A 25,209-nucleotide genomic window follows, 5' to 3' on the forward strand; every position below is an offset into this window, starting at 1 on the left:
AGCTGTCGGCCAAAGATGCGGCGGCCCCGATGGCCACCGTGCCGTTACTGATAGCTGATAGCTGACAGCTGATAGCTCCCTACTGGAAGATCCCCTTGAAGAACTTCCGGATCTTTCCGTCACCGGCGCCCTTCTTCCCCCGGTGCTTCTGGAGCTGGATGGGTTCTGGCAGGGACCGGTGCCGCTCCGGAACCGCGATCCAGGGCTGGTACCCTTCCAGTTCGAGCCGAAGCTGGTGGCTGCCCTCTCCGGGAATCTCGATGGCGGCAGGCGTCTTCCCCTTGGGCTCTCCGTCCAGCAGGATCGCGGCGCCCGCCGGCTCGGTGGCCACCTGGACCTGAAAGGGCGCCGGCTGGAGCCGGAGAGTCAGGTCCTTGTCCTCCGTCTTCAGGTGATAGGCCAAGGGCAGATAGTCTGGCTTCTCCAGGCGGAGCAGGTTTGCCTTTCCCTTCACCACCACCTGACGCAGCGGCGTCCGCCCCAGGGAGGTACCGTCGAGGAACACCTCAGCGCCCCCGGGTTTCGATTCGATGGACAGCACCCGGCTGGGTTCGGGCCGAAGCACCAGGAACCCGAGCGCGAGGGCCGACAGGAACGCGCCCCCAGCCCAAAGCCATCGGCGCTGTGGAGAGGCGGCGGCATGATGCTCGAGCCTCAGCGTGCCCGTGGCCTTCACCGGAGCCGTGGAGGCCAGCTGGGCCAGGTGGGCCGCGCGGCGCTCCGGGGGTAAGGGCAGCGCCTCGATGAGGGCCGCCAGGAATGAGGAGAGGTCCGGGTGCCGCTTCTCCGGGTTCTTGTCCAGGGCCTTCCCGAAGACCTCGGCCAGACCGGAAGGGAAATCCGGCGGCCAGACGGGGGCCTCATGCACGATCCGGTAGAGGGTTGCTCCTACGCTGTCTCCCGCGAACGGAAGCGTGCCCGTCAGCATCTCGAAGGCCGTGAGCGCCAGGGCCCAGCGGTCCGCCGCCGGGGTGGCCCTCTCGCCGTTCAGCACCTCCGGGGCGGCGTACGCCGGGGTGCCCAGGAAGGTCGATGTGGTGGTCAGCCTCCCCGTCTGGTCGCCTCGGGCGATGCCGAAGTCCATGAGCTTCAGGCGTCCGTCCCTGGCCACCATGAAGTTGTCGGGCTTGATGTCCCGGTGGAGGATCCCCAGGGCATGCACGGCGGCCAGGGCATCCGCGGCCTGGATCAGCAGACCCGCCGTTTCGTCGGGGTCCAGCGGGCCGCGCCGGATCCGGTCCGACAGCGATTCTCCCTCCACGTATTCCATGACGAGATAGGGCCCGAGGTCCTGCGCCTCGCCCACGTCGTAGACCGTGATGGCGTTGGGATGGTTCAGCCGGGCGGAGATCTCCGCCTCGCGCTTGAAGCGGAGCAGCACCTCCGCGTCGCCAGTGCCTTCCCGGACCACCTTGATGGCCAGGGCCCGCTTGAGCAGGGGGTCCTCCGCCAGATACACCATTCCCATCGCGCCAGAACCAAGCGTGCCGAGGACCTTGAAGCGGCCAATGGTAGAAGGATCCAGACTCATCCTTCCAACGATCATGCCAGAGGCGGAGGCGACCCGTCGCCCCGGCTACACTCGAGACATGTCCGAAGTCGGCTTCTCCAATCCCCGTCCCGCCCAGCTCCGCCGGTTCGGACGGGTGTTCTACCCCGCGGGCCTCCGCATGCAGAAGGCCCTGGCCGCCCATGTGAGCGAGCCGGGAAATCCCGACCAGCTTGTGCTCCTGGAACACGATCCCGTCTTCACGCTGGGCAGAAACGCCACGCCTGCGGACATCCACATGAGCGACGATTTCCTGGCCGCCCAGGGTGTGAGCGTCCACCGCACCGATCGGGGCGGCGAGGTCACCTACCATGGCCCCGGCCAGATCGTGGCCTACCCCATCTGCAACCTCCGGGGCGGGCGCGAAGACGTGGGCCGCCTGGTGCGCGGGCTGGAGGAGGCCATGATCCGCACCGCGGCGGACTTCGGCGTGGTGGCGGACCGGCTCAAGGGCGCCCCCGGCATCTGGGTCGACACCCCGCGGGGCCTCGAGAAGCTCGGCGCCATCGGCCTCCACCTGAGCCGCTGGATCACCACCCACGGCATCGCCTTCAACGTGCGCCCCAACCTCGACCACTTCCGCTGGATCACGCCCTGCGGCTTCACCGACAAGGGCGTCTGCAGCCTCCAGTCGCTGCTGGGCGAGGACGTGCCCACCTGGGAAGTCGCGGCGGACCGCCTCCAGGCCCACCTCGTCACCTGCCTCGCCATGGACCTGCGTCCGGTCCGCGAACCCAGCCGCAGCGTCTCCGCCATGACCTGGCGGCGCGGCGCGGCGGGCCCCGAGATCCTGATGATGCTCCGCGTTCCGGCGCACGGGCTCTGGTGGCAGAGCGTCACGGGCATGATGGAGCCCGGCGAGACGCCCGAGCAGACCGCCCACCGGGAGCTGATGGAGGAGACGGGACTCACCGGCACGCTGCGCCCCCTGGGTCTCTCCCACAGCTTCTGGGTGGACCCCGCCATCGTGCACTTCCCGGACGCGGAGCCCAGGTTCAACACGGAGACCTGCTTCTCCATGGAGGTATCCGCCGAGACGCCCGTCCGCCTGGAGCCCCTGGAGCACAGCGAGTTCAGGTGGTGCGCGCCGGACGAGGCTCTGGCCCTCATGAAATGGGAGGGATCCAAAGCCGCGCTGGGGCTTCTGAAGAAGGTCCTCGGCTGTTGAACGCATCCCTCTCCCGGAAAGCTCGGGGATCCCCAAGCCCGGGCATGGGCGGTCTGTGGTTCCAACCTTAGGGGAGCGCGGCGCCAAGGCCACCGGACCCCGCCTTGCTAACCTGGGATGTTCAACCGGAGCCGCCCATGTTCCCCCAGTTCACCGAGGACCAGACCGCCATCCGCGACGCCGCGCGGGACTTCGCGATGTCCGAGATCGAACCCGGGGCCTCGGCGCGGGACGCCAGCGGCGAGTTCCCCGGCGACATCGTGAAGCAGCTCGGAGAGATGGGCTTCATGGGCATGGTCGTGCCGGAAGCCTACGGTGGCGCCGGCGTGGACTTCCTCAGTTACATCCTGGCCCTGGAGCAGGTGGCCTATGCCGACGCCTCCGTGGCCGTGACCATGAGCGTGAACAACTCCGTGGCCTGCGGGCCGATCCTGGCCTTCGGCACCGAAGCCCAGAAGCAGAAGTACCTCAAGCCCATGGCGAACGGCGAGATGATCGGCGGCTTCATGCTCACGGAGCCCGATGCGGGTTCCGACGCCGCGGCCCTCAAGACCCGCGCCACCAGGGTGGACGGAGGCTGGAAGCTGAACGGCGCGAAGGCGTGGATCACCAACGGCGGCGTGGGCCGCTACTTCGTCACCATGGCTCGCACAGATCCAGACAAGGGCAAGAAGGGCATCAGCGCCTTCATCCTCGACGCGGACCAGCCGGGCGTGGTCATGGGGCGACCCGAGGCCAAGATGGGCCTGCGCTCCAGCAAGACCGTGATGGTGGCCCTGGAGGACGCCTTCGTGTCCGAGGACGCCATGCTGGGCAAGCCCGGCGATGGCCTGAAGGTGGCCTTCGGCGGCCTCGACGGCGGGCGCGTGGGCATCGCGGCCCAGGCCCTGGGCATCGCCCAGCGGGCCATGGACGAGAGTGTGTCCTATGCCAGGGCCCGCATGTCCTTCGGAAAGCCCATCGGCGAGCACCAGATGATCCAGACCTACCTGGCCGAGATGGAGGCGCGCCTCCAGGCCGCCCGCCTGCTCGTCTACCGGGCCGCCGCCCTCAAGGGGGCCGGCAAGCCCTGCACCGTGGAAGCCGCCACGGCCAAGCTCTTCACCACGGAAAGCGCCGTGTGGATCTGCGACCGGGCCGTCCAGATCCATGGCGGCTACGGGTACTCCCGGGAATACACCGTCGAGCGGCTCTACCGGGATGTCCGTGTGACCACCATCTACGAAGGCACCAGCGAGATTCAGCGCATGGTCATCGCCCGGGAAATTTTGAAGTAGGCGCTCTTTTCAACGCACGATGAAATAACACTTGCCCTCATCTTGCGAGGGAGGCATCCTGCTTGTGCGGGGCCACCTAAACGGGCCTGCAAGCTGGTCCGTAGGCACCTTGTCCCCGTGGCGGCTCTTTTTGTTCTTCTAAGGAGTGGTGATGACGCGTCCCCTGATCCTCCCGGCCCTGTTGGTGGCCTTCTCCCTGGTGGCGCAAGAAGCTCCCAAGGCGGATGCGGGCGCGCCCGCCGGCGCGAAGCTGACCCTCCAGGCCGCCATTGAGACCTCCCTGAAGAACAACCTGCAGGTGCAGATCGCCGTCGAGACGCGGGACTACACGCGGGCTGGCCTGACCATCGAGCAGGGCGCCTTCGACTGGAACCTCAACAGCAGCCTCAACATCGGGAAGTCGGAGGATGCCAGCCGGACCCAGACCTTCCTTGGCGGCCCCTTCACCTCTTCCGAGACCACCACGTTCAACCGCAGCTTCACCCTGGGTTCCACCAAGGCTTTCGGCTGGGGCGGCAACCTCAGCCTGAGCTACGCGCCCACCTACCGGTTCAGCAAGGGGACCGTGAACGGCGGGCCGGAAACGCCCTTCACCACCAATCCCTACGACGGCAGCTTCTCCGCCACCTACTCTCAGAGCCTGCTGAGGGGTTTCGGCAGGGCCGCGACCGAAAGCCGCCTCATCGTGGCGCGCAAGAGCGCCCAGGCCGCGGACCTCAATTTCCAGCTCTCCATCATCAGCCTGGTTGCCAGCACCGAGTCCCTCTACTGGGACCTGGTCTTCGCCCAGCGGAACCTGGAGAATAAGCAGCAGGCCCTGTCCCTGGCCCAGAAGCAGCTCAAGGAGAACCAGATTCGCGTGCAGGTGGGCACTCTGGCCCCCATCGAGGTGACCTCTTCCGAAGCCTCCGTGGCCCAGCGCGAGCAGGACATCATCTCGGCCGAAGCGCAGGTTCTGAACGCCAAGGACGCCCTCATCCGAGCCCTCTATCCCTCGTCCGAGCGGCCCCCGGCGGGTCTGGAGCCGGCCGACTCGCCCAGCATCAAGCCCCTGGAACTGAACGAGGCCACGGCCGAGAAGCAGGCTCTCGCCAACCGCCTCGAGCTCAAGACCGCCCGCCTCGACCTGGAATCCAAGCAGGCCCTGGAGACCGCCGCCAACAACCGCATCCTGCCCCAGCTGGACGCCTTCGCCTCCTACACCGGCAACGCCGCCTCCCAGATCCCGTCGGAAGGCCTCACCGCGGTCAACAAGGACCTCACGAAGGGCACCTACCCCGGCTATACGGTGGGCCTCCAGTTCTCCATGCCCATTCAGAACCGGGCGGCCCGGGGCAGCCAGGCCCAGGCCCGTGCCAACCGCCGCCAGAGCGAGCTGACCCTCCGCGACCTGGAGCTGGGCATCACGCTCGAAGTCCGCCAGGCCTTCCGCAACCTGGACGCTTCCGCCAAGGGCGTGGCCGCGGCCGAGAAGACTCGGATCTTCCGCGAGAAGGACCTCGAGGCCGAGCAGAAGAAGTTCGAGAACGGCATGAGCACGAACTTCCTGGTGCTCTCCAAGCAGAATGACCTGGACACGGCCAAGAGCAGCGAGCTCCAGGCCCAGATCACCTACGCCAAGGCCGCAACCGCCCTGGAGAAGGCCCTGGGCCATCTGCTGGAAGCCAGGAATCTGGAAGTGAAGTAATCCTGTCCGGAGGTCCCGCGCTGCGCGCACACCCCCGGGCCCCCAAGAAGAAGCCCGGCTTTGCCGGGCTTCTTCTTGGGCCTGTTGTGCCTGATTCCCCGTGAGGCCAGGGGTTCAGTTCAATCCATCCGGAGGCTGAGGTCCACCGCGGGGGCGCTGTGGGTGAGGGCCCCCACGCTGAGGAAGTCGACCCCGGTCTCCGCGACGAGGCGGGCCCGCTCCAGGGTGATGTTGCCGCTGGCCTCCAGGAAGAGGCGCCGGCCGCTGCGGTCCCGCAGGGCCACCGCCTCGCGCATCTGATCGGTGGGCATGTTGTCCAGCAGCACGCCGTCCACGTCCGGCAGGTCCAGGCACGCCTTGAGCTGGCCCAGGGTCTCCACCTCCACTTCGATCTTCACCAGGTTCGGGGCCGCCCGACGGGCGGCTTCCACGGCGGCGCGGACCCCGCCGGCCGCGGCCAGGTGGTTCTCCTTGAGCAGCACGCCATCACCCAGGGTCAGCCGGTGGTTCACGCCCCCGCCGCAGCGCACGGCGTACTTCTCGAGCAGCTTGAGGCCAGGCGTGGTCTTGCGGGTGTCGAGGATGCGCGCGCCGGTGCCTTCCACCGCCTCCACGAACTTCCGGGTGAGGGTCGCCGTCCCCGACAGCCGCTGGAGGAGGTTCAGCATCACCCGCTCCGCCAGCAGGATGCCGTGGCCTGAACCACGAAGGCGCATGACCTCCGTGCCCGGCCCGACCCGCTGCCCGTCGTGCCGGGCCAGATCGGCATTGAGCGTGGGGCAGGTGAGGCGGAAGACCTCCATTGCGATGGGAAGTCCCGCCAGCACCAGGTCGGCCTTGGCCACCACGCGCGCCGTCATGGGCCGGTCCGGGACCGCCGCCGTGCTCCAGTCCTGGGTGCCCCAGTCCTCCCGCAGGAAGGCGCGCAGCTGGTCGCGGTAGGTCTCGGGGTGCGGGGGATGGAACATCGGTCACTCCGGCCCCAGCGTACAATGCTCGACACCGATCCCAAACCAGGAGCCTCCCATGTCCTTCGTCCTCGTCGAAAAAGCCGACCGCATCGCCTGGGTCACCCTCAACCGGCCCGAGAAGCTCAATGCCCTCAACAACGAGGTACTGAAGGAGCTGGAGTTGGCCTTCGCGGACCTGGAGCAGGACCCCGAGGTGGGAGCGGTGGTGGTCACGGGCGCCGGGGAGAAGGCCTTTGTGGCAGGTGCCGATATCGCGGAACTGAGGACCCTCGACACGGCCAGCGCCCGGGTCCAGGCCCTGCGCGGCCAGGCCGTCTTCCAGCGCATCGAGTCCTTGCCCAAGCCCGTCATCGCCGCCGTGAACGGCTTCGCCCTGGGCGGCGGCTGCGAGCTGGCCCTGGCCTGCCACATCCGCATCGCCAGTGAGAACGCGAAGTTCGGCCTGCCCGAGGTAAGCCTCGGCATCATCCCCGGCTACGGCGGCACCCAGCGTCTGCCCCGCCTCGTGGGCAAGGGCGTGGCCCTCGACATGATCCTCAGCGCCGAGATGACCGCCGCCGCCGACGCTCTGCGCATGGGCCTCGTGAGTCGCGTGGTCGCGCTGGCGGATCTCAAGGCCACCGCGGAGAAGCTGGCGAAGACCATCCTCTCGCGCGGCCCCCTGGCTGTCCGCAGCGCCCTGGCCGCCGTGAACGAAGGCCTCGAGATGCCCCAGGACCAGGGCCTCCAGTACGAAGCCGCCCTCTTCGGCCTTCTCGCCGCCTCCCAGGACATGCAGGAGGGCATGGGCGCCTTCCTGGAGAAGCGCGCCGCGCAGTTCAAGGGGTTGTAGCTTTTCGCTTATCCCAAAAAACAGGCGAGCCGTCCGGCCCGCCTGTTTTTTCGAGGCATGAAGCGGCTAGCGCTTGGAACCCACCGCGCCAAGCGTGGCCGCAGCAGTTTGTTCGTTGTTGTTCTGGTCCGCGACCTTCACGAGTACGCGGTCGCCGCGGACGGCATCGCGGGGAACGATCACGTCGAAACGCTCGTCCTTCTGATCGAACACCCGGTCCTCCGGCACGATCTGGAGCCAGTGCTCCCCATCCGCGCTGACGGCGGCCTCCTTCAAGGTGGAGGTCTCATCCCGGGCCACGAAGCGGATCCGGACACCCTCGCCCTCGGGGGCGACGCTCAGCTCGGAAATGACCGGCGGCGTGTGGTCGATGAGGAAGGGGGCGGTGCGCCAGAGGCTGGTGAGGGCTGCGTTGAAGGCCGCCGTGGGCGCGTCCGAGGCGGTCACCTCGAGGCGGTACCGGCCATCGGGAACGGGCAGGGTGTCGAAGCTGAAGAACTTCTCCTTCCAGGCCTTTTCCAGGAGGATCGGCGCGCCCCGTTCGGGCACGAGGCGGATGGCGAACTGGAGGGTGTCGGCATTGGGGTCGTTCACCCGGAACACGAAGCTCTGGGCGCCCCGGCGGAAGCTGCGCTTCTCGGCGCCCATGTAGCCCATGGCCGGGATGAGCTTCTGTGTCTCCAGGGGCACCCGCTCGATGCCGATGTCATCCGGGGGCGCGGTGCGTGTGATGACCAGACCCGGCGGCATGGTGTCCACGCCTTCCCAGATCGGAGCCAGGTTGCGGTGGGCCCAGTGGACGGTCACGGTCTCCACCACTGGCGTGGCGCCGCCCCGGGTGCTGCTGAGGCGCAGGCGGAACTGGGCGAACCGCGAGGATGGCAGGGCCGGACGCTCGCCGCTGCGCAGGGGGGGCGTCCAGGGGCTCCAGGTGGCATCCGGCGTCTCCGTGCTCCCCGTGCGGAACTGGAATTCCACGTTGGTGCCCGATGGCGTGTCGGCATCCAGGTAGGCTCGTCCCCAGTCCGCCAGAGGCGCACCCTTGAGGATCCGGGATTCGACGGTGCCCTCGGTGGCCTGTGCTTCGGACAGCAGGTGCAGCTCGGCGGGGTTGGAGCCCACCACAAGAAGATCCCCGCCGGAAGGCAGGAAGGCCGTGGCCTGGGCCGTGCCCAGCTCCTGCACCACGGCGAAGGGATCCGCATCGCGGACCTTGCCGAGGGGCAGCGAGAAGAGGCGGGAACGGTTGCCCGTGCCCACCAGCAGCTGGCCCTTCCAGGGAGTCAGGGCGTAGACCTGGCTCTGGGCGCTCTGCCACAGGGTCTCGGGCACCCGATCGCGATCCAGGCGGATGACGGCCGAACGTGTGGCCGCGGCGGTATCCGCCTGCAGATAGCCTTCGCGCCGCTCCAGCTGGCCGGTGCTGAACTTCGGCGTGAGCCCATTGTCCGCGCCGACGTACAGCAGCCCATCGGCCACGGCCAGGGCGCGGACCTCTTCAAAGGGCGTATCCATCAATGTCTCGAGGCGATCGCCCTGGCGGCTGTAGCGGAGAACCAGGCCCCGGCCATGGCTGCCGAGGTACCAGCCCCCCTGCCCGTCCGGCGTCAGGGCCGTGAACGCCGTCTCGTCCGCCAGCTCCGCCAGGCGGCGGCTCGATCCGCTCCGCGCCTGGACCAGCACGGCGCCCTTCTCGGAGCCCCCCGCGGCGATGACGGCATCCCCATCCACCGCCAGGGCCCAGACGATGCGGGCTTCGATGTCCGCGAAAGGCTTCACGTCGCCGGAAGGGGACACGCGGAAGAGCTTTCCCTCCCCCGTGGGCGCCACGATCAGATCCTGGCCCAGGCGTGCCAGGGCGAACACGATGCCCCCCTTCACCTGGCCCAGGGGCTTCACCTGGCCACCGGTGTAGTGGAAGAGCTTGCCGTCCGTGCCGGCGGAGAGGTAGGCGCCCCCGGAACCATCCGGAACGGCCGCCCAGATCACGCCCTCGGGCAGCTGGCCCACGCGACGCAGGTTCGGCGCCAGGCGCAGCCGGCCGTCAGCCCCGATGCGGACGCCGTGGGTCTCGGACCCCAGCCAGTCGTTGAACCCGGAGAAGGTGGCCACGGGCTGATCCGCCAGAGCCGCCACGCCCACGACCGCGGAGAGAAGGAACGTCATCCAGCGCATAGAGCCCTTTCGATTCATGTCCATCACTCGATTTCCACGTCCAGCTGGCTCAGCCCCCGCACCTCGCGGTCGAGCGGCAGGACGGCCCGGCCGACGATCCGCCGCTGGAGCTTGTTGTCGCTGCTGGCCCCATCTCCGCTGACCAGGGTCGCCACCGTGGGCGGGATGCCCTCGATGCGGCTGCCGCGAAGCCCCGCGCCGGGCTGGCTCTGAACCAGCAGCGCGTAGGCGTGGTTGTTCCGGAGGGCCCCGTTCAGGAGGCGAACCACATCCCCCAGGTTGGCCACCTCGATCATGCGCTCGTCCGGATCGGCCGCCGTGAGGCTGAATCCATCGCCGACCATGAGGGTCGCCTTGCCCTTGGCCGCGGAGGAGGGCACCTGGATGTTGAAGGTGGCGGTCTCGCGCACGCCCTGGATGTTCTGGAGGGTGACCAGCACCGGAAGGATCTCCCCCCGCTTGGCCCGGGCCTTGAGGAGACGGACGCCCGCGATGGCCGAGAGATCCAATCGCTCCTCGGCCTTGATCGTGAGGGAGATGCCCTCGAACACCGGCTTCTCGAAGGGATTGAGCGTGATGGCCTGGAGCATGGCGCCGACGTACTGGGAGAGGCGCGAGGGGTTCAGGTCCGCGATGACGTTCTCGATCAGGATGGCCGGATGCCCGGCCAGCTTGATGTTTCCCTGCATGGACAGGCTCTGGAGCCCCAGGCCCCGGGTGTGGGCGTCCAGGGTCTGGGCCACGGCCGTGGCCACCAGGGCCGGGGTGGCCACGGGGTGGTCCATCAGCTCGAACCGGAAATTCAGGGTGCGCTTGCCCCCCAGGTTCAGGCCGATCCGGAGGGGGACCATCCGCGCCTCGGCCCCCAGCAGGCCCGCGACGCCGGAGCTGCGATCCAGCCGCAGGGCGCCGATGGGCGCCACGGGCATGGCCATCTTGAAGGAGCTCTGGTAGCTGGCCACGGTGCTCGCCACGGTGGCGGACCAGAGGGGCAGGTCCACGGACCCGAGGTTGAACAGCTGGTGCCCGAACAGCAGCACCCGCTTGCCCGAGACGTAGGTGATGGTGCCGGCGGCGGCCAGATCCAGGTCTCCCTGCATGAGCGTGACGGCCGCCATGCCGCCGGGCTCGAGGGGGCTGGCCTCCTCCCGCGCCCCCCCAGACAGGATCGGCGCGGCTGCGAAGGCGACCGGGAATCCGGCCCAGAGACGGCGGGCGTCAGGCCCGAGCGCACTGCCGACGATGGACATGGGCATGGCCTGCGGGTCCGGCTCGCCCATCAACGTCCGGAAATCCAGCATACGCCCAGAGAGGGCCGCCTTGAGGACCTTGGGAGGCTCCAGCTTCGGCAGGATCAGGGGTGTGCGGCTGGGTGGGGTTTCCGGGATGTCCCGGAGCTGGTCCAGCATTTCGGCGATGGGCGTGATGCCGCCGATGGCCTCCTTCTCGAAGAGGAGGCCCGTGCTCAACGCACCGATGAGCTTCCCGTCGATGTAACAGGGACTGCCGCTCATGCCCGCCAGGATCCCCGTATCCGCAAGGGGACCTCCGGAAGCCCTGACCATGATGCGGCTTTTGCCCGGGGCAGCGTTTCGTTGCACTCCCAGCACTTCGAAATCGAAGCGCTCGATCTTGCCGCCCTGGAACACGGTCCGGCCATACCCCTTCATGCCCGCCCGGATCTCCGTGACCGGGAGGGTGGCGGGCCCCTGGCCTGCCAGGGGCACCAGAGAAAAGAGGGCGAAGGCGAGGGCGACCAGTTTCATTGATATCTCAAGGAATGTAGAAGCCTAGCAGGACAGTCCCGGTGACCGGGACGGCCGCCGGCCGGGCGCCCCTGTGAATTTCAGATGCGGCATGTGACTTTTTCGTTCCTTGACCAATAGATCCCTTTTATTGCGATGCCCCCCCTGGCTATTCTTTGGGGAACACGGAGGAACTTCTTATGCGATCAAGGCATTTCGCCGGCTCATCCCTTGTGGCCCTGCTCGTGGCGGCGGCCCCCATCATGGCCCAGGGCGTGTCCACCCAGCTGGGCGGTCGCGTGCTGGATAACCAGGGCGCCGGCGTCGCCGGAGCCACCGTGGTCATCCGAAACGCCGAGACCGGTCTCACCCGTACCCTGCAGACCAGCGCCGAAGGCCGCTATCTGGCCACCCTGCTGCCGGTGGGCCCCTACACCGTGACCGTCACCAAGGCCGGCTTCCAGACCGCGAGCAACGTCAAGGTGAACCTGAACCTCGGCGATGCCGCCCCCCTGACCATCAAGCTCGCCCCCGAGACCGGCGCTGTGGTCGAAGTGGTCGCTGCCACGGCCCAGGTGGACACGGAGCGCGCCAGCGCCGCCGCCATCGTCTCCCCCGACAACCTCACCAACCTACCGGTCTTCAACCGCAACTTCACCAACCTCGCCACCCTGACGCCCCAGGTGGTGGTGGACAGCAGCCGTGGCAACCTCGCCATCGCTGGCCAGCGCGGCGTGAACACCTCCATCAACATCGATGGGGGGGACAACAACGAGCCCTTCTTCGGCGGCGCCACCGGTTCGGCCGAGGGCAAGACGCCCTTCACCATTTCCATCGAGGCCATCCGCGAGTACCAGGTGATCACCGACGGTGCCAGCGCCGAGTTCGGCCGCATGGGCGGCGGCTACGTGAACGCCATCACCAAGAACGGCACCAACGACCTGAGCGGCAGCCTCTTCTACTACCAGCGCCCCCGGGCCTGGGTGGAGGCCGGACCCACCCTGCGCCAGCCCAATGGGTCGACCTCGACCTATCCTGTGGGCGACTTCCAGCAGGAGCAGTTCGGATTCAGCGTGGGCGGCCCCATCGTCAAGGACAAGCTCTTCTACTTCGTGGCCTACGACGCCCAGCGGCGCAAGGACCCCGTGGACATGAAGTGGGGCGGCACCAACCCGCCGACAGGCCTGTACCCCCTGGATCCGGCCAATCCCGCCGACGCCGTCCTGCTGTCCAAGACCGGCAGCTACTCCCCGAAGTCGGATTCGGACGTCTACTTCCTCAGGTTCGACTGGAATCCCACCATCGACCACAACATCCAACTCCGGCTGAACCACTCGGACTTCAAGGGCGTGACCGGCGCGAGCATCACGGCCGCCAGTGAAAACCTGGCCAGCGACAATGTGAAGACGGACTCCTACGTCCTCCAGTGGAACTGGGTGATCAGCGCCAACTGGATGAACGAGTTCCGGGTGAGCCTCAGCAAGGATGACATGCCGAGGTCGACCTACTCGAACATGCCAGAAGTCAGCATCAGCAACGTGGGCTACTACGGCGCCTACCCCTTCGACCGCACCTACAACACCAAGCGCACGCAGTTCCAGGAGAACATCAGCTACGTGACCCCCACCTTCCAGGTGAAGGCGGGCGTGGACTACAACGACATCAACGTGTCCGAGTTCTTCGCCGGCAACTGGCAGGGCGTCTACTTCTTCAACAACATCACCGATTTCCGGAACGGTAACTGGTCGACCTACCGCCAGAACTTCGGCCTGAGCGGGGATGTCCACCAGGCGGGCCTCTTCGACACCAGCTACAAGCAGATGGCCGCCTTCATCCAGACCGAGTGGCGCCTGACGGATACCTTCAAGCTCGGCGTGGGCGTCCGGTGGGACAAGCAGGAGAACCCTGACTACCCGATCCTGGACATGAGCAACCCGCTGGCCGCCAGCATGCCGATCTCGGCCAAGATCCCCTCCGACAGCCAGTTCTCGCCCCGCGCCTCCTTCACCTGGACGCCCGCCTTCGATCACGGCAAGACTGTGGTCCGCGGCAGCATCGGCCGCTACGTGAGCACCACTCCCGCCGTGTTCTTCTACCAGGTCTACGCCGCCAATGGCGTGCGGACCGGCCAGGTGGACTTCAGGGGGGCCACCGCCTCCACGACGTTCGGCATTCCCCGCGGGAACGCCACCACCTTCACGGGCGGCGCTCCCTTCAACCCCTCGAACCCGTACTGGATCTCTTCCTTCCCGGCAGGCGCCCCGCTGCCCGCATTCAACATCTGGACCTTCAATCCCGACTTCAAGAACCCCTACACCGATCGCGTGAACCTTGGCGCGGAGCGGGCTTTCTTCAATGACCTGGTGCTCGGCGTCTCCGCCACCTACGCCAAGGGCAACCAGCTGGAGCGCACCGCCGACCTCAACATCGGCACGCCCACCATGGGCGCCTACGGCCGGCTGCTCTATCCCGCCCGACCCAACACCACCTACGGCACCATGGGCATGTATTTCTCGGATGCCACCAGCCTCTACCACGCCTACACGGCCAGCCTGAAGTACCACAAGGACGGCAGCCCCTTCGACGCCCAGCTGTACTACACCTACGCCATCAACAAGGACAGCGACTCCAACGAGCGCAACTACTCGGGCATCAGCATCCAGGACGCCGGGAACCTCGGCGCCCAGTGGGGCTATGCCGACACCGATCGCCGCCAGGTCCTTACCGGCTACTTCAGCGCCCTGGACCAGAAGGTCACTGGCATCCTCTTCTCCCTGTCCTTCCGCTACCAGACCGGCACTCCCTACACCCTGACCTACAACCGGGACATGAACGGCGACAGCAACACCAGCAATGACCGCTTCTTCGCCAACGGGGTGGATTCGGGCCGCAACACCTTCCGGGCCGGCTCGAACCTCTACATGGATCTCGGCCTCCGCCGCGAGTTCCTGCTCACCAAGCGCCTGAAGGCCACCGCCTCCCTGGACGTCTTCAACGTGCTGAACCGCCAGGACACCTACCTGTCCACCCGCATCAAGACCAGCACTCCCGCCAGCACCGACGCCGCTCCGGTCCTTGAGAACTCCCAGAACTGGGTCGGCTCTGCCCGCCAGATCCAGATCGGCGCGCGCTTCGCCTTCTAGTCCCACCCGCACCACGAAAGGGCGGCGCTCCGGCGCCGCCCTTTTTTAGCTAGGCTGGAGCCATGAAGATCCTGGCGCTGGGCGATGTGGTGGGGGAACCGGGGCGGAGGCTGGTGGAGGCCTTCGTGCCCGAGCTGCGCCGGGAGACCGGGGCTGATCTCGTGATCGTGAACGGCGAGAATGCCGCCCACGGCCATGGCATCACCGACACCATCGCCCGGGAATGGTTCGACCGCTTCGGGGTGGACGTCATCACCACGGGCAACCACGCCTTTGACGTGAAGGGCATCGACGCCTATTTCCGCCAGGAGCCCCGCCTGCTCCGCCCCGCCAACCATCCACCCGATACGCCTGGAAACGGCTGGGTGAAGCTGCACACGCCCTCGGGGGCCGAGGTTCTCGTCATCAACCTCATGGGCCGGGTGCACATGCCTGCCTGCGACTGCCCCTTCCGGGGCGTGGACACCATCCTCCAGAAGGAGCGGGCTGACCTCGTCATCGTGGACATGCACGCCGAGGCCACCAGCGAGGCCCAGGCCATGGGCTTCCACCTGGAGGCCCGAGCCGCTGCCGTCCTGGGCACCCACACCCACGTGCCCACCCTCGACGCCAAGGTTCTGCCCGGCGGCACGGCCTACGTCACCGACATCGGCATGACCGGCCCCTACGACGGCGTCATCGGCATGAAGAAGGAAGCCAGCATCGGCCGCTTCCTCAGGGTGCAGCGCCCCAAGTACGAAGTGGCCGAAGGCGACCTCCAGCTCCACGCCGTGCTGGTCACCACCGAAGGCCGCAAGGCGACCAGCATCGAGCGAATCCTGAGAAAGCTGTAGGGACCTTCGAGGGGTTCAGTCCTCGAGCTTGGGGAAGAACCAGCCGGCAATGGCGGCACCGAGGAGGGGCGCCACCCAGAAGAGCCAGAGCTGGCCGAGTGCCCAGCCGCCCACGAACAGGGCCGGTCCCGTGCTGCGGGCAGGATTCACGGAGGTGTTCGTGACCGGGATGCTGATGAGGTGGATGAGGGTGAGGCAGAGGCCGATGGCGATGGGCGCGAAGCCCGGCGCGGCCTTCTTGGCGGTGCTGCCCAGGATCACCATGAGGAAGAAGAAGGTCATCACGACCTCGGTCAGGAAGGCTGCACCCAGCCCGTACTTGCCCGGCGAGTGGTCCGCATAGCCGTTGGCCGCGAAGCCGCCGATGGCGGACCCGTTGCCCGTGGCGATGACGTAGAGGATGGCCGAAGCGACCACGGCCCCCAGCACCTGGGCCAGCCAGTAGCCGGCCACATCCTTGTAGGGGAAGCGCCCGCCCACGGCCAACCCCAGGGTCACGGCCGGGTTCAGGTGGCAGCCCGAAACGGGGCCGATGGCGAAGGCCATGGTCAGCACCGTGAGTCCGAAGGCCACGGCCACGCCGTGGAGACCGATGCCCACCCCCGGGAAGGCCGCCGCCAACACCGCGCTGCCGCACCCGCCCAGCACCAGCCAGAGGGTCCCGAAGAATTCCGCCGCAAGCCGCTTGTTCACACGTCCTCCCTTGGAATAAATAAACGATGAACGGGAAATCGGAGCCAGTTTAGCGGCCCGCCGGGAGGATGCATCCTATTTCGGCGTTCAAAAACCAAAAGAAAACCACCAAGACACCAAGAAAAACCACGCTCCCGATTGGTGTGCCTCCGTCAGAAAGCACCAGAGAGGAGAGCACTCCCCGTCTTGGGAGCTTTTGCAGTTCTTGGTACCTTGGTGGGGGCCCGTCCCTTACCTCTCGTGGTAAGAAGACTCCTCCGGTTTAGGACAGCCGCTCCCATCCCTCCAGGTAGAGATTGAAGGCGGGATCCGCCGCGGCCTTCTGCGCCACCAGGGCGCGGATCTGGGTCTCCTCGGCGTCCATCTGCTCGGGCGTCAGGTGACCCGACAGCGTCATGGCGCGCAGCCACACCAGGAAGGTGGTGAGGGCGTCGAACTGGTTGTACCGCACGATGCCGGCGATGTCCCCCGCCCGCCAGAGGTCGATGACGCTCTTCCCGTCTGTGCCCAGCTTGCCCGGGATCCCGCAGGCCGTGGCCAGCTCGTGGAGGGTGGACGAGGCCTTTCCCCAACTCCCCGTCACCTCCCGCAGGTCGATGTGCTGGTTCCCGTACCGGTCGAAGAAGTCCCCCGCCGCCCATTTCTCCGCGCTGCGTCCCAGGCCCGGGATGGAGAGCCGGTGCACCATGGCCCGCTGGACCAGGATGGGCAGGTCCGCATCCCGCGAGTTGAAGCCCACCAGCTGGGGCTTCCTGTCCCCCAGAGCCACCAGGAAGCGGCGCAGGAGGTCGTCCTCCGCCAGTGCCTCCGGCCCCTCCGGCAGCGCGAAGAGCTTGTGCTGGACCTCACCATGCCGCACCGTGCGGATCACCGCCGCGATGGACACCACCCGGCAGAGGATGGTCTTGAGGTAGGGCCGCGGGTCCGCCTCCGTGGCGCCACCGTAGGCCCAGAGCCGCTCCGTCACCTCTTCGTCCGGCATCTCCTTCGGAAGGTCCAGCACACGCCGGCCCGTGGCGGGATCCGGCACCCACTCGGCGTCGAAGGCGAAGATCTGGGGGTGCGGGGGACGCAGCATGGGAACGCTCCTGGAATACCTTCAAGTCTGAGCAATGCTCAAAAGCCTCCACGAAGGGCACGAAGGGTATAGGCAAATCGCGAAGGCGAATTCGTGGCCTTTAGACTCGCCCGAAGGGCTTCTTCGTGTCCTTCGTGGAGCTCTTTTGACGACCGGGTTACTTCTCCAAAGCCCACTTGCCCCCGCCGCCCACCGCGCAGGCCAGACCCACGAGCAGGCGGAAGAGGGCGGGCAGGTTCGACAGGGGACCGGCCCCGTGCATCCAGCCGTGCACCAGCGGCCAGCTCAGGACGACCACGAGGACTCCGCCCGCCAAGGCCACCCACACGCCGAGCAGAATCAGAGCCCCGCATACCAGCTCGCCCAGGGCAAAGCCCCAGGTCGAAGCCTGGGCGAAGGTGATGGCCCCGTGGGCCCGGCGGAGGATCTCGAAGCCGTGCATCACGGCCATGCCGCCCACGGCGAGGCGCAGGAGGAAAAGGGCCCAGTCGGTGCGGGTCTTGGAAGCGGCCATGACTACCTCGGGAAACATCCATTGTAGGCTGGGGATTCTCCACGGAAACCGCCATGCGCCCCACGCTCGCCTTCGACGCCGACGACACCCTCTGGCACAACGAGACCCTCTACGCCGAGACCCAGGAGGCCTTCCGCGCCCTGCTCCGCCCCTTCCACGACGACGCCTGGATCGACGCCCGCCTCCACGATACGGAGATGCGCAACCTCCGCCGGTACGGGTACGGCATCAAGGGGTTCACCCTGTCCATGATCGAGACGGCCCTGGAGCTGACTGAGGATCGCCTCGACGGTGCGGGTATCCGGAGGGTGTTGGAGCTCGGCCAGGCCATGCTCGACAAGCCCGTGGAGCCTCTGCCCGGCGTGGCGGAGGTGCTGGCCGAGTTGGCCGGGAAGTTCGATCTGATGCTCGTCACGAAGGGCGATCTCTTCGACCAGGAGACCAAGCTGGCCAAGTCCGGCCTTGGACATCATTTCGCGCGGGTGGAGATCGTCTCCGAGAAGGACGCGCCCACCTATGCCGCCCTCCTCGAGCGCCACGGCCTCCATCCTGGAGCCTTCACCATGGTGGGCAACTCCGTGAAGTCCGACATCCTGCCGGTCCTGGCCCTGGGCGCCCGGGCGATCCACATCCCCTACCACCTGACCTGGGCCCACGAGGTGGTCGCCACTCCAGTGGAATCCCCCTTCCCTGTGCTCGACTCCATCCGCGACCTGCCCGCCCTGCTCGCAGGCTGGTGACCCCGTCCTCCGCTATGCTGGGGGAACGGAGGATTCAATGAGCATCCAGAACATTGGCGTCATCGGTGCGGGCCAGATGGGCAACGGCATCGCCCATGTCTTCGCCCAGGCGGGCTTCAGCGTGTTGATGCAGGACATCAGCGAGGCCTTCGCCGCCAAGGGTGTGGCCACCATCGACAAGAACCTCCAGCGCGGCGTGGACAAGGGCAAGATGACCGCCGACGAAAAGGTGGCCGTCCTGGGGCGGATCCGCACCACCACGAAGCTCGAGGACCTCGCCGGCTGCGACATCGTCATCGAGGCCGCCACCGAGAAGTGGGAGGTCAAGAAGCAGATCTTCGAGACCCTGGACAAGGTCTGCAAGCCCGGGGCAATCCTGGCGAGCAACACCAGCAGCATCTCCATCACCAAGCTGGCCGCCGTCACGAAGCGCCCCGAGGCCTTCATCGGCATGCACTTCATGAACCCAGTGCCGGTCATGCAGCTCATCGAGGTCATCCGCGGCCTGGCCACCAGCGACGCCGCCTTCGACGCGGTGATGGAGCTGTCGAAGAAGCTGGGGAAGACTCCCATCCACTGCAATGACTTCCCCGGTTTCGTCAGCAACCGCGTGCTGCTGCCCATGATCAACGAGGCCATCTACGCCCTCTACGAAGGCGTGGCCAGCGTGGAGAGCATCGACGGGATCATGAAGCTCGGGATGAACCACCCGATGGGCCCCCTCACCCTGGCGGACTTCATCGGCCTGGACACCTGCCTCTTCATCCTCAACGTGCTGCACGAGGGCCTGGGCGATCCCAAGTACCGCCCCTGCCCCCTGCTCATCAAGTACGTGGACGCCGGATGGCTGGGCAAGAAGAGCGGTCGCGGTTTCTACGACTACAGCAAGGCCTGATCTTCACAGGCCATGCAACGCCGCGCGGCTCTTGCCCTCGTGGCCTTCCTGGGACTGGCGGCTGAGGAGCCCCTCCACGAGATGGGCCCCTTCCCCACCCGGGAGATGTTCCCCCTCTACCTGCCCACCATGGCCTACCAGCCGGTGGACCCCGTCCCCCTCGGGCGGGGCCACTGGCGGTGGGCCCTGCACTGGATCGAGGCCAACACCTTCCAGTTCTCGGACATCTTCGAGCAGTATGGCCCGCGGGACGCGGTGGGCCGCGTCGCGGTCACCCAAGCCGCTTTCGCCGCGGCGGCCGCGGCCTACCCCGACGCTCCGACGCTGTACTTCTTCGACGAGGAGATCGCGCGCTTCGAGGTGGAGGGAAGATATGGGCTGTCGGACCAGACCGACCTCTGGGTTCGCATGCCCGTGCAGAACCACACGGGCGGCTTCCTCGACCCTCTCATCGAGACCTTCCACAAGCTCGGCTTCGAGCAGTACGGCCGGGCCCTCGTCCTGCAGAACCAGGTGGCCCTGGCGGTGGCCCGCCACGGTCAGGTGATCTTCTACACGGACGAGCGCATCCTGGGGAAGACCCAGGATCCTGTCCTGGGCCTCACCCACCGTCTGCTGGCGACGCCCACATGGACGCTCTCCACCACGGCCAGCGTCAAACCGCCCCTCACCCACACCTACGATGTCTACCGGTCGGGCTGGGACCAGACCTACGGCCTCACCGGCGCCTGGCGTCCTCCGGGGCGGCATGCCTTCTATTTCGGCGCCGGATTCGTCCACCGCCCCCACGGGAGTCCGGAAAACACGGACATCGGATTCAAGGATGGGGTCGGGGCCCACGCCACCTGGGAGTACCGCCGCTGGCCGCGGGTCCAGCCCTTCCTCCAGCTCTATTGGCAGAGCGGCTACCTCCCGCGGCAACCCTACCAGCACTTCGACCAGCCCAGCCTCCAGCACGACCTGGGGGTGCACTGGCACTGGACGCCCCACACCACCTTGACCTTCCGCTACCTGAATAACATCTCCCACTGGGGGAACACCGCGGACATGGGCCTTGGCGCGAGCCTGACGGCGCATTTCTAGGTAGAATGGCCGTTTGAATCCATGCGAGGTGCCCCATGGCCACGGCCAAAGTCCGCGAGATCCTGTCCTGGTACAGCTCTGAAAACCCCGGCGTGAAGGCCAATCTCGCCCGGATGATGAACACGGGCCGCCTGGCCGGCACCGGCAAGTTCGTGATCCTGCCCGTGGACCAGGGCTTTGAGCACGGTCCCGCCCGCAGCTTCGCGCCCAACCCGGCCGGCTACGATCCCCGCTACCACGTGGAGCTGGCCATCGAGGCCGGCTGCAACGCCTACGCCGCGCCCCTGGGCTTCATCGAGCACGTGGCCTCTGACTATGCCGGCGACATCCCCCTCATCCTCAAGCTCAACAACAGCGACATCCTCAGCAAGGGCCACGAGCCCTGCAGCGCCATCACAGGCAGCGTGGAGGACGCCCTGCGCCTGGGCTGCGCCGCCATCGGCTACACCATCTACCCCGGCAGCGGCGACCGCAACATCCAGTACGAAAGCCTGCGGGAGCTGATCCTCGAGGCCAAGGCCGTGGGTCTGCCCACCGTCGTCTGGTCCTATCCCCGCGGGGCGGGCCTCACCAAGGAAGGTGAGACCGCCGTGGACGTGGCCGGCTACGCCGCCCAGATCGCCGCCCAGCTGGGCGCCCACATCATCAAGGTGAAGCCGCCCAAGCAGCACCTCGAGGTGAAGGAGGCCGCCGCGGCCTTCGAGAAGGCCCAGATCCCCGTCGAGACCCTGGCGGACCGGGTGAAGGAAGTGGTCCGCAGCGCCTTCAACGGCCGACGCATCATCATCTTCAGCGGCGGCGAAGCCAAGGGCACCGAGGCGGTGCTCCAGGAAGTGGCCGAGCTGGCCAAGGGCGGGGCCTTCGGCAGCATCATGGGCCGCAACGCGTTCCAGCGGCCGAAGGCCGAGGCCATCCAGCTCCTGCACGCGGTGATGGACATCTTCGCGAAGGCGTAGCGGTTGCTTGGAACGCTGCGCGTTCCGAGCATGGAAAAACGGCGCGAAAGCGCCGTTTTTCTTTTTACCCGCCTTTATCTTTATCCCTACTCGGAATGCGCAGCATTCCCGAGCATCACTACTTCGGCGGATGCTCCAGGAAGGCCAGCCCGGGGCATTTCTCCGAGGTGGTGCGCCGCTGCCAGTCGTTCTCGAAGAGGATGGCGGGGTTGCCCTCGGCATCCTCCACCAGCTCGCCCCAGAACCGGCTGGGCTCGGGCCAGCCGCCTTCGATCCAGCGGGCCATCTGGAAGCCGCGGGGCTCCAGCAGCACGGGGCAGGCGTACTCATCCTTGAGACGGTGCTGGAGCACCTCGAACTGCAGGCGGCCGATGGCGCCGAGGATGGGCAGGGGCGCGCCGCCCTTGGGCCAGAAGACCTGGACCACGCCTTCTTCCGCGATCTGGTTCAGGCCCTTCAGGAAGCCCTTGCGGGCGCCGGGATCCGCCAGACGCACGGAGGCGAACTGTTCGGGCGAGAAGCGGGGCACGGCGTGGAACTCGATGGCCCCGGCGGCGCTCAGCACATCTCCGATGCGGAAGAGGCCCGGATTGATGAGGCCCAGGATGTCGCCGGGGTAGGCCTCGTCGACGATCTGCCGCTCGCGGCCGAAGAACATATGGGGGTAGTTCAGCTTGATGGACTTCTTCTCGCGCACATGCAGCGCGTCCATGCCCCGGTCGAACTTCCCGGACACGATGCGGGCGAAGGCCACTCGGTCCCGGTGGGCCTTGTTCATGTTGGCCTGCACCTTGAACACGAAGGCCGTGAAGGGCTGCTCAGGCGCCACCACCCCACCGTCCATCAGGGGCCTCGGGCCCGGTGCGGGCGCCAGCTCCAGAAACTCCTCCAGGAACTCCGCCACGCCGAAGTTGTTCACGGCGGAGCCGAAGAACATCGGGGACTGCTCGCCCCGCAGGAAGGCCTCCCGGTCGAAGGACGGCAGCACGTGGTCCATGAGGTCCACGTCATCCTTGAGCTGCTGGAGCTCGGCGGGCGTCAGCAGGGCGGCGATCTCGGGGTCGTCCAGTCCCCCCTGCCCGGCAACACGGGCTTTCCGGCCCGCTTTCGCCCGCTCGAAGACCTGGATCTGACCCGTGGCGCGGACGTAGACGCCCTTGAAGTCCGTGCCGGAGCCGATGGGCCAGGTCATGGGGACGGCGTGGAGGCCGAACAGCTCCTCCACCTCGTCGATGAGCTCCACGGGTTCTCGGCTGGGGCGGTCCAGCTTGTTGACGAAGGTGAAGATGGGCAGCTTGCGCTCATTGGCCACACGGAAGAGCTTCTTGGTCTGCTCTTCCACGCCCTTGGCGCAGTCCAGCAGCATCACCACGGCGTCGGCCGCAGTGAGCGCCCGGTAGGTGTCCTCGCTGAAGTCCTGGTGGCCCGGCGTGTCCAGCAGGTTGATGGCCCGGCCCATGTATTCGAACTGCATGGCCGCGGAGGTGACGCTAATGCCGCGCTCCTGCTCGATGCTCATCCAGTCCGAATGGGCCGCGGCCCCGCCTTCGCGGGCCTTCACGCTGCCCGCCCGGTCGATGGCGCCGCCATAGAGCAGTAGCTTCTCCGTCAGCGTGGTCTTGCCCGCGTCAGGGTGGCTGATGATGGCGAAGGTTCGCCGCCGTTGGATTTCTTCAGAAAGGGACATGGGCTTCCGGGCATAAGAAAGGCGCGGCTTGGCCGCGCCTCTTGATTCTACTACGTTTTTCCAACCTCCAATGGGCGCTTTGCGCCCTTTGGAGGGGGAACCGCCTACTTCGTGATGCCCACCTGCTTCAGCATCCACGCCGTCTCGAAGGCCTTGTCCTTCAGGGCGTCGTAGCGGCCCGAGGCGCCGCCGTGGCCGGCGGGGTCCATCTTGATCTTCAGCAGCAGCGGGTTGGCGTCGGTCTTGAGGGTGCGGAGCTTGGCGACATACTTGGCGGGTTCCCAGTACATCACCTGGCTGTCGTTGAAGCTCGTGGTGACGAGGATGGCCGGGTAGGCCTTCTTCGCCAGGTTGTCGTAGGGGCTGTAGGCCCGCATGTAGGCGAAGGCAGCCTTCTCGTTGGGATTGCCCCACTCGAGGTATTCGCCCACGGTGAGGGGCAGGCTGGCATCCATCATGGTGTTCATCACGTCCACGAAGGGCACGGCGCTGTGCACGGCCTTGAAGAGGTCGGGGCGCAGGTTGGTGACGGCGCCCATGAGCAGGCCTCCCGCGCTGCCGCCCTCGATCACCAGGCGGTCCTTGCTCGTCCACGCCTCCTTCACCAGGAACTCGGCAGAGTCGATGAAGTCGGTGAAGGTGTTCATCTTCTTCAGGAGCATGCCGTCGTCGTGCCAGGCCTCGCCCATCTCGTTCCCGCCGCGGATGTGGGCGATGACGTAGACCATGCCCCGGTCCAGCAGGCTGAGGCGGGGAATGGAGAAGGTGGCGGACATGCCGAAACCGTAGGAGCCGTAGGCATACAGGAAGAGCGGCGCAGAGCCGTCCCGCTTCACGCCTTTCTTGTAGACCACGGACAGGGGCACCTTCGCGCCGTCCCGAGCGGTGGCCCAGAGGCGTTCCGTCGCGTACTGGGACTTGTCGTAGCCGCCCAGCACCTCGGTCTCCTTCAGGAGGGTCTGCTTCCCGGAAGCCATGTCGCAGTCGTAGATGCTCTGGGGCGTGATCATGGACTGGTAGGCGAAACGGAAGGCCCTGGCGGTGTATTCGGGCGTTCCCCCGGGGAAGGCCGCGTACACCCGCTCGGGGAATGCCACATCCTTCCAGGCGCCGGTCTTGACATCCTGGATCCTGAAGCGGTCCAGGCCTTCGTGCTTTTCGGCCACCACCAGGAAGTCGCGGAAAGGCTCGAGGCCCTCGATCAGCACATCCACCCGATGGGGGATGAAGGTCTTCCAGTGCTTGGGATCCGGCGTGGCCACCGGGGCGGTGACCACCCGGAAGTTCTTCGCCCCCTTGTTGGTGCGGATGTAGAAGGTCCCGTCCCGGTGCTCCACGTCGTACTTGTGGCCCTTCTCCCGGGGCAGGAGGACCTTGAAGGTGCCAAGGGGCTTGGACGAGGCCAGGTACCGGCTCTCCCAGGTATCCGTGGACTGGCTTTCCATCAGGAGGAACTTCCGGTCCTTCGTCCGCCCCACCCCGATGCGGTACAGCTCGTCCTTCTCCTCGTAGATCAATTCAGGCTTGCCACCCTTGAGATCCAGCCGCCAGAGCTGATTCGAGCGCTTGGTGACATCGTCTTCCGTGACGAAGAAGAGGTGGCGGGAATCCGCCGCCCAGGTGAAGGAGGTCACCCGCTCGGCGAGCGGGCTGCTGACCTTGCCCGAGGCCAGGTCCTTCGTGTAGAGCTTGTACTGGCGGAAGCCCGTGGCATCCGTGCTGTACAGCAGGGTGCGGTCGTCATCGCTCACGGACATGCCGCCCAGGCCCAGGAACTTCAGCCCCTTCGCCAGCTCGTTCTGATCCAGCAGGACCTCTTCGGCGGTCTTCTCGTCGTAGGCCCCGTCCTTTCCAGCCTTCCGGCGGCACTGGATGGGGTACTGCTTCCCCTCTTCCGTGCGGGCGTAGTAATAGAAGGCACCGCGGCGGACAGGGACGCTGAGATCCGTCTGCTTGATGCGGCCCAGCATCTCCTTGTAGAGAGCCTCGGAGAAGGGCTGGAGGTCCTTGGTCATGGCCTCGGTGTAGGCGTTCTCCGCATTCAGGTAGGCCACCACCTCGGGATTGGCCTTCTCCCGCAGCCAGAACCAGGGATCGTTCACCGTCTCCCCATGCCAAAGGCTCGTGTGGGCCTTCTGAGGGGCGACGGGAGGCTTGGGGGCAGGATCGGCAGCCATGAGCAA

Annotated in this window: 19 protein-coding genes; 10 read left to right on the top strand and 9 right to left on the bottom strand. The window is 66.9% G+C overall.

Annotated elements, in window-relative coordinates; genetic code table 11:
• Positions 1 to 79: 79 nt before the first annotated feature.
• Positions 80 to 1,546, bottom strand: coding sequence for a serine/threonine-protein kinase (locus MLJ35_RS05780; protein ID WP_338028442.1), 1,467 nt, complete (start codon positions 1,544 to 1,546; stop codon positions 80 to 82).
• A gap of 43 nt (positions 1,547 to 1,589) precedes the next feature.
• Between MLJ35_RS05780 and lipB the strand changes: the two genes are divergently transcribed.
• The 3 genes from lipB to MLJ35_RS05795 all read left to right on the top strand — a co-directional run bounded on the left by lipB (position 1,590) and on the right by MLJ35_RS05795 (position 5,681).
• Complete coding sequence (gene lipB, locus MLJ35_RS05785) at positions 1,590 to 2,717, top strand: lipoyl(octanoyl) transferase LipB (protein WP_243383525.1); 1,128 nt, start codon at positions 1,590 to 1,592, stop codon at positions 2,715 to 2,717.
• 137 nt (positions 2,718 to 2,854) lie between these two features.
• Entirely contained in the window at positions 2,855 to 3,994 is a 1,140-nt protein-coding gene (locus MLJ35_RS05790; RefSeq protein WP_243383526.1) for an acyl-CoA dehydrogenase family protein, read from the top strand.
• Between the two features lie 151 nt (positions 3,995 to 4,145).
• Positions 4,146 to 5,681 carry a TolC family protein gene (locus MLJ35_RS05795; RefSeq protein WP_243383527.1) on the top strand — a complete coding sequence of 512 codons (1,536 nt, stop codon included), beginning with the start codon at positions 4,146 to 4,148 and terminating at the stop codon, positions 5,679 to 5,681.
• Between the two features lie 119 nt (positions 5,682 to 5,800).
• On the opposite strand, the gene nadC is transcribed toward MLJ35_RS05795, so the two are convergent.
• On the bottom strand, positions 5,801 to 6,649 hold the full coding sequence (gene nadC / locus MLJ35_RS05800) for a carboxylating nicotinate-nucleotide diphosphorylase (protein ID WP_243383528.1): 849 nt from the start codon (positions 6,647 to 6,649) through the stop codon (positions 5,801 to 5,803).
• A 58-nt stretch (positions 6,650 to 6,707) separates the two neighbouring features.
• Here nadC and MLJ35_RS05805 point away from each other — a divergent pair, with 58 nt between their 5' ends.
• Positions 6,708 to 7,484 carry an enoyl-CoA hydratase-related protein gene (locus tag MLJ35_RS05805; protein WP_243383529.1) on the top strand — a complete coding sequence of 259 codons (777 nt, stop codon included), beginning with the start codon at positions 6,708 to 6,710 and terminating at the stop codon, positions 7,482 to 7,484.
• Positions 7,485 to 7,550: 66 nt separating this feature from the next.
• Here the strand turns inward: MLJ35_RS05805 and MLJ35_RS05810 are convergent, their stop codons facing one another.
• Both MLJ35_RS05810 and MLJ35_RS05815 read right to left on the bottom strand, forming a co-directional pair.
• Positions 7,551 to 9,659, bottom strand: a complete 2,109-nt coding sequence (locus MLJ35_RS05810) for a hypothetical protein (RefSeq protein ID WP_243383530.1) — start codon at positions 9,657 to 9,659, stop codon at positions 7,551 to 7,553.
• A 23-nt stretch (positions 9,660 to 9,682) separates the two neighbouring features.
• The gene (locus tag MLJ35_RS05815) at positions 9,683 to 11,425 is read right to left on the bottom strand and encodes a SpoIVB peptidase S55 domain-containing protein (RefSeq protein ID WP_243383531.1); all 1,743 of its coding nucleotides are present in this window, start codon (positions 11,423 to 11,425) and stop codon (positions 9,683 to 9,685) included.
• Between the two features lie 179 nt (positions 11,426 to 11,604).
• Between MLJ35_RS05815 and MLJ35_RS05820 the strand changes: the two genes are divergently transcribed.
• Positions 11,605 to 14,547 carry a TonB-dependent receptor gene (locus MLJ35_RS05820; protein ID WP_243383532.1) on the top strand — a complete coding sequence of 981 codons (2,943 nt, stop codon included), beginning with the start codon at positions 11,605 to 11,607 and terminating at the stop codon, positions 14,545 to 14,547.
• Positions 14,548 to 14,609: 62 nt separating this feature from the next.
• The gene (locus MLJ35_RS05825; RefSeq protein ID WP_243383533.1) at positions 14,610 to 15,380 is read left to right on the top strand and encodes a TIGR00282 family metallophosphoesterase; all 771 of its coding nucleotides are present in this window, start codon (positions 14,610 to 14,612) and stop codon (positions 15,378 to 15,380) included.
• 15 nt (positions 15,381 to 15,395) lie between these two features.
• Here MLJ35_RS05825 and aqpZ read toward each other — a convergent pair whose 3' ends face one another.
• The 3 genes from aqpZ to MLJ35_RS05840 all read right to left on the bottom strand — a co-directional run bounded on the left by aqpZ (position 15,396) and on the right by MLJ35_RS05840 (position 17,665).
• On the bottom strand, positions 15,396 to 16,094 hold the full coding sequence (gene aqpZ, locus MLJ35_RS05830) for an aquaporin Z (RefSeq protein WP_420843026.1): 699 nt from the start codon (positions 16,092 to 16,094) through the stop codon (positions 15,396 to 15,398).
• Between the two features lie 241 nt (positions 16,095 to 16,335).
• Positions 16,336 to 17,151, bottom strand: a complete 816-nt coding sequence (locus tag MLJ35_RS05835; RefSeq protein ID WP_243383535.1) for a 3'-5' exonuclease — start codon at positions 17,149 to 17,151, stop codon at positions 16,336 to 16,338.
• Positions 17,152 to 17,308: 157 nt separating this feature from the next.
• Complete coding sequence (locus tag MLJ35_RS05840; protein ID WP_243383536.1) at positions 17,309 to 17,665, bottom strand: hypothetical protein; 357 nt, start codon at positions 17,663 to 17,665, stop codon at positions 17,309 to 17,311.
• Between the two features lie 53 nt (positions 17,666 to 17,718).
• Between MLJ35_RS05840 and MLJ35_RS05845 the strand changes: the two genes are divergently transcribed.
• The 4 genes from MLJ35_RS05845 to MLJ35_RS05860 are packed head-to-tail and all read left to right on the top strand — an operon-like array spanning position 17,719 to position 21,339.
• On the top strand, positions 17,719 to 18,405 hold the full coding sequence (locus tag MLJ35_RS05845) for an HAD family hydrolase (protein ID WP_243383537.1): 687 nt from the start codon (positions 17,719 to 17,721) through the stop codon (positions 18,403 to 18,405).
• A gap of 37 nt (positions 18,406 to 18,442) precedes the next feature.
• A complete protein-coding gene (locus tag MLJ35_RS05850; protein ID WP_243383538.1) occupies positions 18,443 to 19,300 on the top strand; it encodes a 3-hydroxybutyryl-CoA dehydrogenase in 858 nt (285 codons plus the stop codon).
• A 12-nt stretch (positions 19,301 to 19,312) separates the two neighbouring features.
• Positions 19,313 to 20,383 (top strand): DUF3187 family protein, encoded by a 1,071-nt coding sequence (locus MLJ35_RS05855; RefSeq protein ID WP_243383539.1) that lies wholly within the window; start codon positions 19,313 to 19,315, stop codon positions 20,381 to 20,383.
• Between the two features lie 35 nt (positions 20,384 to 20,418).
• Positions 20,419 to 21,339 (top strand): class I fructose-bisphosphate aldolase, encoded by a 921-nt coding sequence (locus MLJ35_RS05860; RefSeq protein WP_243383540.1) that lies wholly within the window; start codon positions 20,419 to 20,421, stop codon positions 21,337 to 21,339.
• 118 nt (positions 21,340 to 21,457) lie between these two features.
• Here the strand turns inward: MLJ35_RS05860 and MLJ35_RS05865 are convergent, their stop codons facing one another.
• Together MLJ35_RS05865 and MLJ35_RS05870 are read right to left on the bottom strand one after the other, a co-directional pair.
• Entirely contained in the window at positions 21,458 to 23,026 is a 1,569-nt protein-coding gene (locus MLJ35_RS05865; RefSeq protein WP_243383541.1) for a peptide chain release factor 3, read from the bottom strand.
• Between the two features lie 104 nt (positions 23,027 to 23,130).
• The gene (locus tag MLJ35_RS05870) at positions 23,131 to 25,203 is read right to left on the bottom strand and encodes a S9 family peptidase (protein WP_243383542.1); all 2,073 of its coding nucleotides are present in this window, start codon (positions 25,201 to 25,203) and stop codon (positions 23,131 to 23,133) included.
• Between the last annotated feature and the right edge of the window lie 6 nt (positions 25,204 to 25,209).

Origin of the sequence: Geothrix alkalitolerans, assembly GCF_022808885.1 — a bacterium.
Classification (GTDB): Bacteria; Acidobacteriota; Holophagae; order Holophagales; family Holophagaceae; genus Geothrix; species Geothrix alkalitolerans.